20 protein-coding genes are annotated in these 16951 nt (G+C 63.6%); 8 read left to right on the forward strand and 12 right to left on the reverse strand.

The features are described from left to right. Positions 1–546 precede the first annotated feature (546 nt). The 4 genes from thrC to HZB49_RS03550 all read left to right on the forward strand — a co-directional run bounded on the left by thrC (position 547) and on the right by HZB49_RS03550 (position 4668). Positions 547–1965 carry a threonine synthase gene (thrC, locus tag HZB49_RS03535; protein WP_291609108.1) on the forward strand — a complete coding sequence of 473 codons (1419 nt, stop codon included), beginning with the start codon at positions 547–549 and terminating at the stop codon, positions 1963–1965. Then, the gene (locus HZB49_RS03540) at positions 1962–3251 is read left to right on the forward strand and encodes a pitrilysin family protein (protein WP_291609109.1); all 1290 of its coding nucleotides are present in this window, start codon (positions 1962–1964) and stop codon (positions 3249–3251) included. The genes thrC and HZB49_RS03540 overlap by 4 nt, the downstream gene beginning before the upstream one ends. Positions 3252–3287: 36 nt before the next feature. Continuing rightward, a complete protein-coding gene (locus HZB49_RS03545) occupies positions 3288–3875 on the forward strand; it encodes a GNAT family protein (RefSeq protein WP_291609110.1) in 588 nt (195 codons plus the stop codon). 154 nt (positions 3876–4029) lie between these two features. Beyond that, positions 4030–4668, forward strand: a complete 639-nt coding sequence (locus HZB49_RS03550) for a hypothetical protein (RefSeq protein WP_291609111.1) — start codon at positions 4030–4032, stop codon at positions 4666–4668. Positions 4669–4722: 54 nt separating this feature from the next. Here the strand turns inward: HZB49_RS03550 and HZB49_RS03555 are convergent, their stop codons facing one another. The 5 genes from HZB49_RS03555 to HZB49_RS03575 form a co-directional block, all read right to left on the reverse strand. Continuing rightward, positions 4723–5208 (reverse strand): ATP F0F1 synthase subunit B, encoded by a 486-nt coding sequence (locus HZB49_RS03555; protein WP_291609113.1) that lies wholly within the window; start codon positions 5206–5208, stop codon positions 4723–4725. Positions 5209–5211: 3 nt separating this feature from the next. Next, the gene (locus HZB49_RS03560; protein WP_291609114.1) at positions 5212–5769 is read right to left on the reverse strand and encodes a F0F1 ATP synthase subunit B; all 558 of its coding nucleotides are present in this window, start codon (positions 5767–5769) and stop codon (positions 5212–5214) included. Positions 5770–5829: 60 nt separating this feature from the next. Then, positions 5830–6060 (reverse strand): F0F1 ATP synthase subunit C, encoded by a 231-nt coding sequence (locus HZB49_RS03565; protein ID WP_291602905.1) that lies wholly within the window; start codon positions 6058–6060, stop codon positions 5830–5832. A 52-nt stretch (positions 6061–6112) separates the two neighbouring features. Then, positions 6113–6862, reverse strand: coding sequence for a F0F1 ATP synthase subunit A (locus HZB49_RS03570; protein ID WP_291609115.1), 750 nt, complete (start codon positions 6860–6862; stop codon positions 6113–6115). 69 nt (positions 6863–6931) lie between these two features. Beyond that, on the reverse strand, positions 6932–7297 hold the full coding sequence (locus tag HZB49_RS03575) for an AtpZ/AtpI family protein (RefSeq protein ID WP_291609116.1): 366 nt from the start codon (positions 7295–7297) through the stop codon (positions 6932–6934). Positions 7298–7571: 274 nt separating this feature from the next. Here HZB49_RS03575 and HZB49_RS03580 point away from each other — a divergent pair, with 274 nt between their 5' ends. From HZB49_RS03580 to HZB49_RS03590, 3 genes are read left to right on the forward strand one after another with little or no spacing between them, the layout of a single operon-like run. Beyond that, positions 7572–8195: a 2-hydroxychromene-2-carboxylate isomerase gene (locus HZB49_RS03580; RefSeq protein WP_291609117.1), complete on the forward strand. Its 624-nt coding sequence runs from the start codon at positions 7572–7574 to the stop codon at positions 8193–8195. A gap of 38 nt (positions 8196–8233) precedes the next feature. Beyond that, the gene (locus tag HZB49_RS03585; RefSeq protein ID WP_291609118.1) at positions 8234–8752 is read left to right on the forward strand and encodes a hypothetical protein; all 519 of its coding nucleotides are present in this window, start codon (positions 8234–8236) and stop codon (positions 8750–8752) included. Continuing rightward, positions 8752–9222 carry a secondary thiamine-phosphate synthase enzyme YjbQ gene (locus tag HZB49_RS03590; protein WP_291609119.1) on the forward strand — a complete coding sequence of 157 codons (471 nt, stop codon included), beginning with the start codon at positions 8752–8754 and terminating at the stop codon, positions 9220–9222. Before HZB49_RS03585 ends, HZB49_RS03590 begins: the two co-directional genes overlap by 1 nt. 70 nt (positions 9223–9292) lie before the next feature. On the opposite strand, the gene HZB49_RS03595 is transcribed toward HZB49_RS03590, so the two are convergent. Then, positions 9293–10933, reverse strand: a complete 1641-nt coding sequence (locus HZB49_RS03595) for an MFS transporter (protein WP_291609120.1) — start codon at positions 10931–10933, stop codon at positions 9293–9295. Positions 10934–11379: 446 nt separating this feature from the next. Here HZB49_RS03595 and HZB49_RS03600 point away from each other — a divergent pair, with 446 nt between their 5' ends. Next, the gene (locus HZB49_RS03600; protein WP_291609121.1) at positions 11380–11748 is read left to right on the forward strand and encodes a hypothetical protein; all 369 of its coding nucleotides are present in this window, start codon (positions 11380–11382) and stop codon (positions 11746–11748) included. Between the two features lie 62 nt (positions 11749–11810). Here the strand turns inward: HZB49_RS03600 and HZB49_RS03605 are convergent, their stop codons facing one another. From HZB49_RS03605 to HZB49_RS03630, 6 genes are all read right to left on the reverse strand, one after another. Beyond that, positions 11811–12515, reverse strand: coding sequence for a response regulator transcription factor (locus tag HZB49_RS03605; RefSeq protein ID WP_291609122.1), 705 nt, complete (start codon positions 12513–12515; stop codon positions 11811–11813). Further along, entirely contained in the window at positions 12508–13557 is a 1050-nt protein-coding gene (locus tag HZB49_RS03610) for an ATP-binding protein (protein WP_291609123.1), read from the reverse strand. The genes HZB49_RS03605 and HZB49_RS03610 overlap by 8 nt, the downstream gene beginning before the upstream one ends. A gap of 223 nt (positions 13558–13780) precedes the next feature. After that, entirely contained in the window at positions 13781–15406 is a 1626-nt protein-coding gene (locus HZB49_RS03615) for an MFS transporter (protein WP_291609242.1), read from the reverse strand. 378 nt (positions 15407–15784) lie between these two features. Then, positions 15785–16153 (reverse strand): hypothetical protein, encoded by a 369-nt coding sequence (locus HZB49_RS03620; protein WP_291609124.1) that lies wholly within the window; start codon positions 16151–16153, stop codon positions 15785–15787. A 95-nt stretch (positions 16154–16248) separates the two neighbouring features. After that, positions 16249–16572 (reverse strand): hypothetical protein, encoded by a 324-nt coding sequence (locus HZB49_RS03625; RefSeq protein ID WP_291609125.1) that lies wholly within the window; start codon positions 16570–16572, stop codon positions 16249–16251. Continuing rightward, positions 16569–16889 carry a hypothetical protein gene (locus HZB49_RS03630; RefSeq protein ID WP_291609126.1) on the reverse strand — a complete coding sequence of 107 codons (321 nt, stop codon included), beginning with the start codon at positions 16887–16889 and terminating at the stop codon, positions 16569–16571. Before HZB49_RS03630 ends, HZB49_RS03625 begins: the two co-directional genes overlap by 4 nt. Between the last annotated feature and the right edge of the window lie 62 nt (positions 16890–16951).

Here is a 16951-nt window from a genome sequence, read left to right on the forward strand (position 1 = left end):
CGGGGAAAGCCGGGATGTCTCGGCTGTACCTGTCAAACCCGTGTGCATTTTCTTTCGCTACAGATCGCACACGGCGATGCGGGTGCCGCCGGCACCCGGCTTTCCCTGCGCCCTCAGTCAGAGAGAGGGCCAACGAGATGCAAAGCTCAGGCGAAAATCGCGCCGTGAGAATGAGGACGCATGTCTTTCCCCGCCATTCAAGGAGCGTCAGCGACGACCCGTCTACGCTTGCTGCGCAAGCCGCGCCGGACTGGGAGTCCGCCGTAGCTCGCAGCGCGAAGGCGGAAGCAATCCATGCATCGATTCGTGGATAGATGGATTGCTTAGTGGAGCCCGTCATCGGGCGCGCGTTCGCGCGACCCGTTGGCTCGCAGTGACGGTGCTGCCCACCCCGCGGTTCCCGGCCAAGCCGATCTTTTGTCCAACCCCGGCATTTCCCGGCGCAGGAAAACCCATTATGGTGCCCGCTTCGTTCGCTTGCGGCGACGCATATTACTATAACAATCTCAAAGGCTTATGTTGTTTCCTGGGCCTTTGGAGGGCAGCTTGACGCGGTATATTTCGACCCGGGGCGAGGCTCCGGTATTGGGCTTTTGCGATGTGATGCTGACCGGGCTTGCCCGCGACGGCGGCCTCTACGTGCCCGAGGTCTGGCCGCTTTTCTCGCAGGAGACCATCGCGGGCTTCTTCGGCCGGCCCTATTGGGAAGTCGCCGTCGACGTCATCAAGCCTTTTGTGGCCGGCGAAATCTCCGATGCCGATCTCGGCCGCATGGCCAATGAAGCCTACGCCACCTTCCGCCATCCCGCGGTGGTGCCGCTCGATCAGATCGGCCCGAACCAGTTCTTGCTGGAGCTGTTCCACGGCCCGACGCTCGCCTTCAAGGACGTGGCGATGCAGCTGATCTCGCGGCTGATGGATCACGTGTTGGCGCAACGTGCGCAGCGCACCACCATCGTGGTCGCAACGTCAGGCGATACCGGCGGTGCCGCGGTCGACGCCTTTGCCGGCCTCGACAATGTCGACCTCGTCGTGCTGTTCCCCAACGGGCGCATCTCCGAGGTGCAGCGGCGGATGATGACGACATCGGGCGCCGCCAATGTGCATGCGCTCGCTATCGAGGGGACCTTCGACGATTGCCAGGCGATCGTGAAGGCGCTGTTCAACCATCACAAGTTCCGCGACGCGGTCGCGCTGTCCGGCGTCAACTCGATCAACTGGGCGCGCATCGTGGCGCAAGTCGTCTACTACTTCACCTCGGCGGTGGCGCTCGGCGCGCCCGCACGCACCGTCGATTTCACCGTGCCGACCGGCAATTTCGGCGACATTTTCGCCGGCTACGTCGCCAAGCGCATGGGCCTGACGGTGCGCTGGCTGCGCATTGCGGCGAACGTCAACGACATCCTGCCGCGCACGCTGAAGACCGGCATCTATGAAGTGCGCGACGTGCACGCCACCGCCTCGCCGTCGATGGACATCCAGGTGTCCTCGAATTTCGAGCGGCTGCTGTTCGAGGCCTGCAAGCGCGACGCCGAGACCGTGCGCCGCCTGATGGCCTCGCTGAAGCAGTCCGGCCGCTTCGTGCTGCCCGACGCCATGCTGGCGGCGATCCGCGAAGAGTTCGATGCGGGCCGTGCCGACGAAACCGAGACTGCGGCCGCGATCCGCGCCGCCTGGCGCGAGGCCGGCGATCTCGTCGATCCCCACACCGCGGTGGCGCTGGCCGTGGCGGACCGCGACACCTCGGATTCCCGGATACCCAATATCGTGCTGTCGACCGCGCATGCCGCAAAATTCCCCGATGCGGTGGAGGCGGCCTGCGGCGTGCGTCCGCAACTGCCGGCCTGGCTCGACGGGCTGATGAGCAAACCCGAGCAGATCAAGGTGATGAAGAACGATTCCGCCGAGGTCGAGCGCTTCATATCGTCGGTTAGCCGCGCCGCCAAGCAGGGAGTGGCCGGATGAGCGTCGAGATCTCAAAGCTCCCGTCCGGCCTCACCGTCATCACCGACACCATGCCGCATCTGGAGACGGCCGCGCTCGGCGTCTGGGCCGGCGTCGGCGGCCGCGACGAGAAGCCGAACGAGCACGGCATCTCGCATCTGCTCGAGCACATGGCTTTCAAGGGCACCACGAAGCGCAACGCGCGCGAGATCGTGGAGGAGATCGAGGCGGTCGGCGGCGACCTCAACGCCGGCACCTCGACCGAGACGACCGCCTATTACGCGCGGGTGATGAGGGCCGATGTGCCGCTGGCGCTCGACGTGCTCTCCGACATCCTGGCCAATCCCGCCTTCGTGCCCGACGAGCTCGAGCGCGAGAAGAGCGTGATCGTGCAGGAGATCGGCGCCGCCCAAGATACGCCCGACGACGTCGTGTTCGAGCACCTCAACGAGCTCTGCTTTCCCGAACAGCCGATGGGTCGCTCGCTGCTCGGCACGGCGAAGACGCTGAAATCGTTCAGCCGCGACATGCTGCGCAATTATCTCTCGACGCATTATCGCGGCCCCGACATGGTGGTGTCCGCGGCAGGCGCGGTCGATCACCGTCGCGTGGTCGACGAGGTCGCGCAGAAATTCGCAAGCTTCGAGGCGACGCCGGCGCCGAAGCCGCAAGTGGCGATGTTCGGCAAGGGCGGCTCGCGCGTGGTGCACCGCGACCTCGAGCAGGCGCATCTGACGCTGGCGCTGGAGGGCGTGCCGCAGAGCGACCTGTCGCTCTACTCGCTGCAGGTGTTCACCAACACGCTGGGCGGCGGCATGTCGTCCCGGCTGTTCCAGGAGGTGCGCGAGAAGCGCGGGCTGTGCTACTCGATCTACACCTTCCACGCGCCCTATGCCGACACTGGCCTGTTCGGGCTCTACACCGGCACCGATCCGGCCGATGCGCCGGAAATGATGGAGGTGATCGTCGACGTCATCAACGAGGCGGCTGCGACGCTCTCCGAGGCCGAGGTGGCCCGCGCCAAGGCGCAGATGAAGGCGGGGCTGCTGATGGCGCTGGAAAGCTGCTCCTCCCGCGCCGAGCAACTGGCCCGCCATGTGCTGGCCTATGGCCGTCCGCTGGCGGTGGACGAGCTGGTGGCCCGGATCGATGCGGTCAGCGTCGAATCCACCCGCAAGGCGGCCCAGGGCTTGCTGTCGCGCAGCCGGCCCGCGGTGGTCGCACTCGGCGGCGGCAGGGGTCTGGACACGGCGGTGGCTTTTGCGGAAGGATTGACGCGGTCGAAGGCAAAGACCCTGTTGCACTGAGGCGCGGGGATATTGCCATCGACGGGGAGGTTGGCCATGGCGCTGTTTCGATTGCCATCCAGCGGGCCGGCTGCGCTGATCCCGCGCGGCAATGGCCTCCTGCTGCGCGCACCGCAGATGTCCGACTTTCCGCAATGGTCGCATTTGCGCGAATCGAGCCGCGCCTATCTCACGCCATGGGAGCCGATCTGGCCCTCCGACGACCTGACCCGCGCGGGCTTCCGGCGCCGGCTGCGGCGCTATGCCGAGGATATCGCGGCCGACCGCAGCTACCCCTTCATCATCTTCCGCGAGGCCGACGGCGCCATGATCGGCGGGGTGACGCTCGCCAATGTCCGGCGCGGAATCGTGCAGGCTGGCACCATCGGCTACTGGATGGGCGAGGCCCATGCGCATCGCGGATACATGACCACGGCGCTGCGGGTGCTGTTGCCGACGCTGTTCGGCGAGCTCAATCTGCACCGCATCGAGGCCGCCTGCATCCCAACTAACGCGCCCTCGATCCGGGTGCTGGAGAAATGCGGTTTTGCCCGCGAGGGGCTGGCGCGGCGCTACCTCTGCATCAACGGCGTCTGGCAGGACCACCTGCTGTTCGGCCTGCTGCACGAGGATTTCAGGGGGTAGGCATGATCCCGGAAAGGATCATGCCCAAAGGTGAGGGTCCATGCCTGCCATAAAACCAAAGCGTGAATTCATGCGCATGCGCCGTGCCTTGGGTTCGCCGCCATTGCCTTGCTATAAGCCCGTCCCGGGGGGGACGTTGATGCTAGGGATATCCATGGGTGACAAACCTGTGATCGGCCGGGCGCTTGGTGCTGCAGCCGTGATCGCCGTCGGCTTGAGCCTCGCCGCGGCACCGGCGGACGCGCAGTCGCTCACCGACCGTTTCAAGGGCCTGTTCGGCGGCGGCAGCTCCGAGCAGAAGCCCGCTTCCGGTGCGCAGCCCGAGGCGACCGGCGAGAGCGATCTCACCTGCCCGCCGGTCACCGTGCGCGCCGGCGCCTCCACCTTTAAGGTGGGCGCGCCCGGCAAGGAAGCCGTCGGCAACGATTTGCGCTATCAGGCCACCATCACCAAGATCGCGCGCGAGTGCACCATCAATGGCGGCGAGATCACGGCGAAGATCGGCATCCAGGGCCGCGTGATCGCCGGGCCCGCCGGCGCGCCGCCGAGCGTGCAGGTGCCGGTGCGCGTCGCCGTGGTGCAGGCCGGCATCGGCGAGAAGGTGATCGCCACCAAGGCCTACCAGACCACGGTGTCGATGACGGAAGACGCCAGTGTCCCCTTCGTGCTGGTCGCCGAGGATCTGGTCTATCCGGCGCCGCAGGGCGCGGCTGCCGACAGCTACGTCTTCTATGTCGGCTTCGACCCGCAGTCGCTGAAGCCCGAGCCGAAGGCCAAGCCCAAGAAGAAATAGCCAACAAAAAAGCCGGCGTTGCCGCCGGCTTTGGTGTCGAGATTGATCAGACCGTCAGTTCAGCTTCGCCTTCACTTCGGCAATGCCCTTGGCCAGCAGGTCGTCCGCGACAGAACCCTTCACCGACTGCGACAGCACGGTCGAGGCGGCCGCTACCGCCGCTTCCGCCGCCGCGGCGCGGACGTCGGCCAGCGCCTGGGCTTCGGCGAGAGCGATCTTGTTCTCGGCCGTCTTGGTGCGGCGGGCGACGAAGTCCTCCATCCGCGTCCTGCCCTCGGCCGCGATGCGCTCGGCTTCGGCCCTGGCGTTGGTGACGATTTCCTGCGCCTCGCGCTCCGCGGTGGCGCGGCGCGCCTGGTATTCGGCGAGCAACTGGGCGGCTTCGTCCTTCAGGCGGCGGGCGTCGTCGAGCTCCGCCTTGATGCGCTGGGCGCGGTGGTCGAGCGCCGTCAGCACGGTGCGGTGGATGCCGAGCCAGGCAAACACCGCCATCAGGATGAAGAAGGCTATCGCGACCCAGGTTTCCGGTTGGGTGAACATCGCTTATCCCTTCAACGAGGCGTCGACGGCCTTGGTGACTGCAGCCGCATCCGGTGCAGCGCCGGTGAGGCGCTGCACGATGGCACCGACCGCGTCGGCTGCGATGCTGCGCACATTGCCCATCGCCGTGGTTCGCGTCGCCGCGATCTGCTTCTCGGCGTCGGCAAGCTTGCCCGCGAGCTTCTCTTCCAGAGCCTTGCGCTCGGCTTCCGCGGAGGCATTGAGCTTCTCGCGGGTTTCATTGCCGATCGCCTGCGCGCGGGAGCGCGCCGCTGCCAGTTCGGCTTCATAGGCCTTCAGCGCCGTGTCGGACTCGTCCTTCAGCTTCTGCGCTTGCGCCAGATCGCCCTCGATTGCGTTCGCACGCGCCTCGATCACGCCGCCGACCTTGGGCAGCGCGAAGCGCGACACGATGATATAGAGCGCGACAAAGGCGATGGCGAGCGACAGCAGCTGCGAGGCGAAATAGGTCGACTCGAACGGCGGAAAACCGCCGCCGTGATGACCGCCGTCAGCCTCGGTGTGCGCCCCGGTCTTCTGGCCTTTTGCATCGCTGGCCATGGAGTACTCCTGTTGCTGTCATGCGCGCCGCCCTTGGCAGGCGGCGCGAGGAGTTGCCGCTCAGAGCGGAACGAACAGCAGGAGCAGCGCGATCAGCAGCGAGAAGATGCCGAGCGCTTCGGTCACGGCGAAGCCGAAGATCAGGTTGCCGAACTGGCCCTGAGCGGCCGAGGGGTTGCGCACCGCTGCGGCAAGATAGTTGCCGAAGATGATGCCCACGCCGACGCCCGCACCGCCCATGCCGATGCACGCGATGCCCGCGCCGATAAGTTTTGCTGCTGCCGCTTCCATGTCTAGCTCCTTGAGAGAAAGTAAAGGTGAGGGTGGAAATTCCCCGGACCGCTTAGTGTCCCGGATGAATGGCGTCGTTGAGATAGATGCAGGTGAGGATCGCGAAAACATATGCCTGCAGGAATGCGACCAGGAGTTCGAGCGCGGTGAGCGCGACCGTCAGGGCCAGCGGCATCACGCCGCCGATCCAGCCGATGGCGCCAAGCGAGACGCCGAGCATTCCGACGAAGCCCGCGAACACCTTCAGCGCGATGTGGCCGGCCAGCATGTTGGCGAACAGACGCACGCTGTGCGAGACCGGGCGCAGCAAGAAGGAGAGGATCTCGATGAACATCACCAGCGGCAGGATGTAGCCGGGAACGCCCTTCGGCATGAAGATCGAGAAGAACTTCAGTCCGTTCTTGTAGACGCCGTAGATCAGGACGGTGAAGAACACCAGGAGCGCCAGCGCCGCGGTGACGATGATGTGGCTCGAGACCGTGAAGGTGTAGGGGACGATACCCACCAGGTTCGAGATGCAGATGAACATGAAGAGCGAGAAGATCAGCGGGAAGAACTTCATGCCCTCCGGGCCGGCGGTGGAGCGGATCGTGGAGGCGACGAACTCGTAGGAGATTTCGGCGATCGACTGCATCCGCCCGGGGATCAGCTGCCGGCCGCTCGCCAGCATCAGGAGGCCGATGATGCCCACGGCCACGAACATGTAGACGGTGGAATTGGTGATGGCGATCGTGTGCTTGCCGATCTGGCCAAGCGTGATGATGGGCTCGATGTTGAACTGATGAATCGGGTCGATTTTCATCCGCGCGGGCCTTGGTCTGCCGGCTCCTGCCGGCAATCGAATTTCAAATGTCCTGACTTCCGCCAGCGCTCAGCGGTTGCCCGGGGTCATGCGCGCCGACCTCACCACGTTGACTACGCCGGCGACGAAGCCGAGCAGAAAGAACACGATGAGACCGAACGGCGAAGTCGACAGCAACTTGTCGAATCCCCAGCCAATCGCTGCCCCGACGACAACGCCCGCGATCAGCTCCGAGGAAAGCTGGAAACCGCGCGCCATGGCCGATGCTCTGGCTGCACTGTTTCCGCTTTCGGTTCCGGATTGATCAGTCTCGATTTTGCGGTTGCCGCGAATTTCGGACAACCGCTGGTCCAGACTTCCGAGCCTTGCGGAAAGCGCGGCCTCTTCGGAAGACGTTGGATTTCCACTCGCTTTGTCGTCGGTGTTTTTGGCCATCGGCCGTACACTAAACGATGCTGCAGTAGATGGAAATTACGCCGCCACCCTCAAAAGCCGCGCGGACCATACTGACCGCGTCTTAGCAAGTCAAGATTGCGTAATAACCGTTTAAGACAATGATTTTACTCGCATTATTTCCTCGAAGGCGCGCTGCCTGTGGAGCGGTCGCCGCACTGCAGCAGCCGGCATAACGGGGATGCGTGTTGCAGCGGTCCGGCCGGTCTGTTGGGATGCGGCCAGGCATTCCGCGTCACGGTTTTCGAGGGACTTCATGCCGCGCCAGGTAGACTACTATTTCTCGTTTCAATCTCCCTGGGCCTACATCGGGCATGGTCCCTTTCGCAAGGTCGTAAGTACCTACGATCTCAAGGTAAATCTCAAGCCCGTGGTGCTGGTGGACCTGTTCTCCGAAACCGGCGGCCTGCCGCTGATGAAGCGCCACCCGGTGCGGCAGCGTTACCGGATGGTCGAATTGCAGCGCTGGCGCGACAAGCGCGGGCTCACATTCCACCTGCAGCCGAAGAACTGGCCGTTCAACGCACGGCTTGCCGATGGCGTCGTCATCGCGGCGGTCGAAGCCGGGCTCGATCCCGACAAATACATGCGGCGCGCCTTTGCGGCGGTGTGGGAGGATCAGCTCAACATGGCCGATCCCGAGACGATTGCGAAGGTCGCCGATGCAGCGGGATTGCCGGGGAAGAAGCTCGCGGAGCGCTCCGCCTCGGAAGCGATCGGCGCCGTCTATGAGCAGAACCGGCAGGATGCCATCGCCTCCGATGTGTTCGGCTCACCGGTCTATGTGCTCGACGGCGAAGTATTCTGGGGACAGGACCGCATCGAATTGCTGGCGGACGCATTGAAGTCCGGTCGCAAGGCCTATAGCTCACAGGTGTGAGGGGGCAGGTCAGGTTCACGTTGAGGCGGAGCAAGCCCATGCGCATAGCGACGTCGCCTTGGAAATCCTCGATGGCAGCGGCGGCATTCCTCGTCGTCAGCGGCACTGCGTTCGCGCAATCGAAGCCCGACACCGAGAACGGACGCTATGCGCTGTCGCCGGCCGGCGACGGCGGCGTGCTCCGGCTCGACACCAAGACCGGCACGGTCTCGACCTGCACCAATTCCGGCACAGGCTGGGCCTGCTATGCCGTGCCGGACGAGCGCGCGGCACTGGATGCGGAGATCGGCCGGCTGCAGGCCGAGAACGAGAAGCTCAAGGGCCAGCTTGCCCAGCGCGACGGCACCGTGGCCGGCAAGAGCGAGGAAGCGCTGCCGAAATCGGACTCGCTCAGAAAGCCCGAGCCGAAGGTCGCCGAGGGCGAGCGCAAGCTCGAAATCCCGCTGCCGAGCGACCGCGACATGGACCGCATGATGTCGTTCCTGGAACGCGCCTGGCGGCGGCTGATCGAAATGGCCAACCGCATCCAGAAGGACGTCTCCGGGGGCAAGATTTGATGCGGCCCGCTTCGCTGTCGCGCTCGGCGCCATCGGCCAGCGCGGGCACGATCGTTTCATCCCGGCTCGCGGTGGAGACGAGGGGAACCGGCTTCATCGACATTACAGGCGAGGTCGAAAAATTCCTGCACGAGGCCGGCGCGCGTGAGGGCGCAGTGACGCTGTTCATCCGCCACACCTCGGCGTCGCTGACGATCCAGGAGAATGCCGATCCCTCGGTGCTCAAGGATCTGACCACGGCGCTGAACCGGCTTGCGCCCGAGAATGCCGGATGGGTGCACGATACCGAGGGGCCCGACGACATGCCGGCGCATATCAAGACCATGCTGACGGCGACCTCGCTGCAGATTCCGGTGCTGGACGGCGAAATGGCGCTCGGCACCTGGCAGGGGATCTATGTCGCCGAGCATCGCGCGCGCCCGCACCGGCGCGAGGTCGTGCTGCAGTTCATGGGATCGGTCGAGGCTTGACCGGCAAGCGGGAATGAAAAAGCCGGCCGCGTATCGCTCCGCGGCCGGCAAGAGGTGAGAAACCGACAGCCTAGGTCCGTTGGATGCTCACGCCCGAACTGGTGGTGATATCGACGCCCTTGGTGTCCTTCAGGAAGATCAGGCCGACGACAAGCGTCAACACGGCTACGCCGATCGGATACCAGAGGCCGGCATAGATATCGCCCGAAGCCGCCACGATTGCGGTAGCCAGCAACGGCAGCATGCCGCCAAACCAGCCATTGCCGATGTGATAGGGCAGCGACATCGACGTGTATCGTATCTTGGTCGGGAACATCTCGACCAGGAATGCCGCGATTGGCCCGTATACCATCGTCACGTAGATCACCATGATGATGAGGATCAGCTCGGCCATGAACCAGTTGACCTTGGCCTTGTCGGCCGTCGCGGAATAGCCGGCGCTCTTGAGCGCGGCCGTCCACTTGGCGTTGTCCCAACCCTCGACCTTGGTCGTTCCCAGCGTCATGTCGACCGACTTAGAGCCGGGCGCGTTGACGGTCTTGAACGAGAGGCCCGACTTGGTCAGGAAGTCCTGGGCACGGTCGCACTGGGTGAAGTTCGACCACGGTCCCACGAAGATGTGGAAGTTGCAGGTCGATTGATCCGCCGTCACCGTGATCGGATTCTTCGTCGCGAAGGCTTCGAGATCCGGATTCACGTAGTGGGTCAGGCCCTGGAACAGCGGGAAATAGGTAACCGCCGCAATCAGACAGCCTGCGAGGATGATCTTCAGCCGCCCGATCCGATCCGACAGCCAGCCGAAGACGATGAAGAACGGCGTGCCGATGACCAGAGAGATCGCGATGAGCGAATAGGCCGAGATGTAGTCGAGCTTCAGCGTGATGGTGAGGAAGAACAGGGCGTAGAATTGCCCGGTGTACCACACCACGCCCTGGCCGGCGGTCGCGCCGAGCAGTGCGAGCAGCACGTACTTGTTGTTGGGGTAGTGCAGGAAGCTTTCGGTCAAGGGCGCCTTGGAGCCTTTGCCCTCTTCCTTCATCTGGGCGAAGATCGGCGATTCATTGAGGCGCAGCCGGATCCAGACCGAGACGCCGAGCAGGATCACCGATACCAAGAACGGAATGCGCCAGCCCCATTCGGAGAATGCCTTGGCGTCCATGTAGGTGCGGCAGAGGCCGATCACCACTAGGGCCAGGAAGAAGCCCAGCGTCGCCGTGGTCTGGATGTAGCTCGTGGTATAGCCGCGCTCGTCTGGACGCGAGTGTTCGGCGACATAGGTCGCAGCACCGCCATACTCGCCGCCGAGCGCGAGGCCCTGGGCGAGGCGGAGCGTCACCAGCAGCACCGGCGCGGTCCATCCGATGCTTGCGAAGGTAGGCAACAGGCCGACAAGGAACGTTGCGCCGCCCATCACCACGATCGTGACGAGGAAGGTGTACTTGCGGCCGACGAGATCGCCGATGCGGCCGAAGATGATCGCGCCGAAGGGGCGGACCAGGAAACCTGCGGCGTAGGTTGCGAACGCCGAGAGCAGGGCCGCTGTGTCGTTGCCGGGCGGGAAGAACAGCGCGGCAAAGAACGGTGCCAGTGTTGCGTAGAGGTAGAAATCATACCATTCGAATACTGTACCCAGCGACGAAGCGAAGATGACGAATTTCTCGTCCTTCGTCATGCCGGCTGCCTTCGCCGACCCTGCTGTCATGGTGGCCATTGTGAAGACGCTCCCTGCAAATCGTTGATTGGGATTTTATTGATGCTCCGTCGAGTTGAGCCGCGGTGCTTTAATTGACGGTAACATCGCTGTGATGTCGTCCCCAATAGAACTTTCGGAGTCGCGTTGTTTACGGAGAATTTACGGAGATGCGGCTCTGCGTTTACGTGGAAGTTACAGAGAAGTTACGGAGATGCGCATCCAAGTTATCCGCTTGCTGCACGTGCAACTGATAGAATTTCTTCCGCTGCGAAGTGCAGCGTGGTGTCCGGCGGCTGGAGTCCTGGCGTTTGCCGGCCAATCTCTGGTGCGAACCGCGTCGCGTGATTGCCATTGGGGATAGCGGAACTGATGGAACCGGAGTTGTCAGTCGCTATTGGCCCGGTTCGTGCATGTTTTGCGGGCAAGCCGGCTTGCGGTGTGTTGCCGTGATGGAGCGACGGATCATGGAAGATGTGCGCCCGTTTGCCTGTGAAACGGTGCAGCGTGCGTGCGGCCTCGCGCTGCTCGCGATTTTCTGCATCATGATCGGCCTCTCCTATGTGCCGCATGCCGCTTTCCAGGCCGGCGGATTCTTGAGCATGGCGATGACGCTCGTTCTGCTCGAGAAGGCGCACGGCGCCCGGACCAGGGATTACCGGCGAACCGAGCTGTGGCTACATCTTCCCAGGGAGCGCCGTCCGGCGCCCGCCGATGCACAGGACACTATTTCCACGATCATGCGCGAGACCTATCTGCTGTTCGCGCGATGGACAGCGTTGATATGCGTGGCAATGTGGACGATCGCCTTGCTCTGCCTCATGGTTGACCTTTAGCGTTTGGTGTCGGAGCGGGTGATTGCAACCGGCTCATTTGACGTATCGTTCCGCGCTCTCGGTCAATCCGATTCCGTCATGCCGGAGAGCCGATAGCCGACGCCGAGTTCGCTCTTGAGAAGGCTCGGGCGTTTGGGGTCTTCCTCTATCTTGCGCCGGAGCTTGCGGACCAGAATCCGCAGGTAATGCGCGTTGTGCAGATGCTTCGTTCCCCAGACCTCCTTCAGGAGAATGTTGTGCGTCACGACGTTGCCGGCGTGTTGCGCCAGCACTTGCAAAAGCTGGTACTCCTTGGGCGATAGCACGATGCGCTTTCCGCCGAGGAACACCGCCCGGTTTGCAAGATCGATGGACAGCGGCCCGATGTTGACGACTGGTTCGCCCCGCGCGCCGCGCGCCTGACGGCGAAGCGCAGCCCTTGCCCGCGCCAGCAGTTCGGCCATGCTGAACGGCTTCACGACGTAGTCGTCGGCGCCGCATTCCAGCAGCCTCACCTTGTCCTCATCGCTCGCCCTGACGGAAAGGATGATGATCGGCACCGTTGACCATGCGCGGACCCGTTCGACGACTTGCGCGCCGTCGATGTCGGGTAAATTGAGGTCGAGGACGATCAGGTCCACCTGCCGAAGCGTGGCGGCGCGCATCCCGGCATCGGCAGTCCCTGCTTCGACGACCGTGAATCCTTCGAGGTCGAACCCGGTCCGAAGGAAGCGCCTGATCTGGGGTTCGTCGTCAATGACGAGAACAGCCGGACGTATCTCAGTCATCTTCTCCCTCGTCGCGTCCCGGTTGGGATTTGATGGGCAGTTTCAGGGTCATCGTCGTACCTTGCTGCGGACCGGCGCTGGACGCTTCGACGGTGCCGCCGCAGGCGGCGATCAACGAGCGCGTGATCCAAAGCCCCAATCCGGATCCCGTAACATTGCCCGCATGGCGGGGGCTGCGGTAGAAGCGCACGAAGATGCGATCGGTCTCGTCCCTGGTGAGTCCGACACCCTCGTCCCGTATCCTGATCGCGATCCTGCCGTCGTCCTGCTCGGCGCTTATCGTGATCGGCGTGTGAGGCGGGGAATACTTGAGCGCGTTTTCGATGAGTTGACCGAGCGCACTCTCCACAAGCGTCGGATCGGTATATACGAGCGGCAGGTCGTCGGCGACCGCGAAGACCACGTGGCGTTCGACCGCGCGCTCCCGCTTCCGCGCGAATGCGCCGTTGACGATGTCTTCCGGGTCCACCCATTGCCATTTCGGCCGTATTCCCTCGTGCGTGATCTTGGTCGCATCGAGCAGATTCTGGATGTCGCCGTTGAGCCGCTCGGACTCCTTGCGGATGACGGCGACCAGCCCCGAGAGTTGATTATCCTGCCTGATCGCCGGCGATTGGGCGAGAACGGACGCCGAGCCCACGATCGAGGCCAGCGGCGAACTCAATTCGTGCGAGACCGATCCGATCAATGCCTCCCGGAGGTTCTCCGATTCCGCGCGCATCTTTGCCTTTCGCGCAATCACCCCCAGCTGACCGGTCACGACGGCCACGATGACGAACAGCACAAGGTCGACGATCTGGTCGGGATTGCTGACGCGAAGATCGTAGATCGGCGGGTAGAACAGGAAGGCGGCCGCGGCAATCCCGGCAATTGCGGCGGTCACGGCGGGAAGGGTTCCCCAGCGCAGCGCGGCAACCAGCACCGGGACCAGATAGAGGAGCATGACGTGCTCCATCCGGAAGAACAGCAGTGCAAGGTAGATCAGGCAGCTTACGCCGACGACCATCAGGATCGACAGGGCGATGCCAGCGGCCTCGCGCATGACGGCGCTTCTGGACATGTCGATCCGGCCTCTTGAGGCAACACCCGATATCAACGCGCCATTTCCATCGCGCGTGCTATCGCCGGCATGCTGCACCAACATTCCGGCATCGGCAATATCGTCGCCGGTCCGCTGCCGGGCCCGACGGACCGGACGCAAAAAAGAACCGGCCGCGGATCGCTCCGCGGCCGGTCGATTGGCGTTGGCCTTCAGGCCGTCGTCATCAGGTCTTGGTGATGTCGACGTCCTTGGTCTCCGGCAGGAAGATGAAGCCGACGACCGCGGTGATCGATGCGAAGATGATCGGATACCAGAGGCCCGCATAGATGTCGCCGGTCGATGCCACGATCGCGAAGGAGGTCGCGGGCAGCAGGCCGCCGAACCAGCCGTTGCCGATGTGATAGGGCAGCGACATCGAGGTGTAGCGGATCCTGGTCGGGAACAGCTCGACCAGCATCGCGGCGATCGGCCCGTACACCATGGTGACGTAGATCACCAGGATGAACAGCAGGCCGATCACGGCCGCCACCTGCGGACGGAAGATATCGAACGGATTCGACATTTTCACGATGCCGGCGTCGCCAGCCTTGGGATAGCCGGCCGCCGCGACCGCGGCGGTGATCGCCGGGTTGCCGCTCTTGGCGTCGGGGTAGGCGATCTCCTTGTCGTTGACCTTGACCTTCACGCCGGAGCCGGCCGCGCCGTAGACGGTCGAGTACTTGACCGACGACTGGGCGAGGAAGGCGCGGGCGGTGTCGCAAGGCGCGCTGAACACGCGGGTGCCGACCGGGTTGAACAGATCGCCGCAGCCTGCGGGATCGGCAACCACCTCGACCTTGGTGTTCTCGTAGGCCTTTTCCAGCGCCGGGTTGGCGTTGGTGGAGATCATCTTGAAGATCGGGATGAAGGTCAGCGCCGCGATCAGGCAGCCCGCCAGGATGATCGGCTTGCGGCCGATCTTGTCGGAGAGCGCGCCGAACACGATGAAGAAGCCGGTACCGAACAGCAGCGACCAGGCGATCAGCAGATTGGCGGTGTAGCCGTCGACCTTGAGGATCGATTGCAGGAAGAACAGCGCGTAGAATTGGCCGGTATACCAGACCACGCCCTGGCCCATCACGCCGCCGACCAGCGCGAGGATGACGAGCTTGGCGTTGGACCAGTTGGCGAACGCTTCGGTGAGCGGCGCCTTCGAGCCCTTGCCCTCGTCCTTCATCTTCTGGAAGATCGGCGATTCATTCAGCCGCAGCCGGATCCAGACCGAGACGCCGAGCAGCAGCACCGAGACCAGGAACGGAACGCGCCAGCCCCAGTCGGCGAAGTCCTTTTCGCCGATGGCGGTGCGGGTGAACAGGATCACCAGCAGCGACATGAACAGGCCGAGCGTTGCCGTGGTCTGGATGAAGGAGGTGTAGTAGCCGCGCTTGCCCTGCGGGGCATGCTCGGCGACGTAGGTTGCCGCACCGCCATACTCACCGCCGAGCGCGAGGCCCTGCAGCAGGCGGAGCGCGATCAGGATGATCGGGGCCGCGATGCCGATGGTGGCCGCGTTGGGCAGCAGGCCGACGATGAAGGTCGACAAGCCCATGATGAGGATGGTGACGAGGAAGGTGTACTTGCGGCCGACGATGTCGCCGACGCGGCCGAACACGATTGCGCCGAACGGGCGGACCAGGAAGCCGGCGGCGAAGGCCAGCAGCGCGAAGATGTCGCGAGTGGCCGGCGGATAGGCCGAGAAGAACTGCGCGCCGATGATGCCGGCGAGCGACCCGTAGAGATAGAAGTCATACCATTCGAAGACGGTGCCGAGCGAGGAAGCGACGATGACGAAGCGCTCCTCCTTTCCCATGCCGGTCGACTTGGCTGAAGCCGTAGTAATAGTGGACATTAGCGATCGCTCCCCATGTGTTATTTAAGAACCTGCGCGCTGTGCAAAATCGACGCACAAGGAATCCTCGGGCTCCCCCTACATGTTCGGACTGTGCGTCCCAATAGTACTTTCGGCGGGCGTTGGGCCATTGCCCGCTCTTGCTGGCGGCTCGCGGCCGCTGCAGCGCTGCCGGATTCGTGCGAGCGATTGCCGGGCAACGGCTGATTTTGCGGGAAAAATGAGCCTCGCGCGGCAGCCCGCGATCTCGGCTGCGGCGATCTGCGCTCGCGGCATCATTGAACGAAAGTTGCAACGTCTGAAATGGTGAAAACCGACCTGGATCGATGCAGCTTTCGACTAAAGTCCAAGAAGGGAGAACAGCAGCGCGGCGGTCCACATGATGATGGAAATGAGCGCGCTCGAGCGCGCGAAGGTGAGATAGGTTTCCCGCATGACGATCGAGATCGTCCGCTGCGCGTGAGCCTGCGGTGGCCGGAGCTCTTTCGGAAGGTACAGCCACATCTCCATGCGGCGGTGGTCCTTGGTCTTCGCCTCATGGGCCTTCACGACGAGCACGAGAGCCATCACCAGGCTCAGGAATCCTCCGGCCTGAAAAGCCGATCGCGGCAGGAAGGAAAGACCGATCATCACGCAGAAGATCGCAAGCGATCCGAACCCGCAGGCTCGCATCACGGTCTCGTAGGCAACGCGGCGAATGTCTTCCATATTTCGGCTCTGGTCGCCCCAAGGGGTCGTCCATGATCGAGGCGGCAAAGGTTACCCCTTGCAGGTACGGCTCTCAACCTGTCCGGTTGCCGGTCTTAAAGGCCGACCCGGATGAAATTACCGGCGGCCGGCAAGGCCGCGATGGCCGTCCCGGCGAGCCAGATCCACAGCGACACATCGCTCGATTCGGAAGCGCCGGTCACCTTCTCGTAAATGGCGGCCGGGATCCCTCCCAGGATGATCGTGGCCGTCGAGACCATCAGCGAGGCGAACATCAAGGTCAGCGAGAGGTTATCGAACAGCAGCGGTCCGGCCAGCGGCTTGACATAGAGGAGCGCGAATATCAGCGCGAGCTGGTTGAAGATGCCGTTGATCATCCCGAAGAAGGCGATGCCGATGAAATAGAACTGCCGGTTCATGAAACCGCTCCAGCCGCGCGGGGAGCAAGATTGAGCAGCAGCAGCGTGTAGTGAAAGGCGACGCGCAGCCAGAACATCCAGACAAAGCCGAACAGCCAGAGCAGCGCAGGGGGCACGACCCTGGGGGTGACGACCGAGATGACCGATATCACGGGATCGGTGAGACGGCAGAACGCGCGCCAGATGTAGTTCGGCGAATCCGCATCCACCATCAGGCCGAGCAGGAACCGGCCGAGCATGGTGTACATCAGGGCTGCCAGCACGAAATTCGGCAGGTGGAAATACCAATAGGTGGTCAACGAGGCTGCGGTATCCAAGAATCTCTCCCCTCGGTAGTGCCGACACACCACCCGCCGTTCCGCGGCGCCCTCACGATGTC

The organism is Bradyrhizobium sp. (assembly GCF_016219575.1).
GTDB lineage: Bacteria > Pseudomonadota > Alphaproteobacteria > Rhizobiales > Xanthobacteraceae > Bradyrhizobium.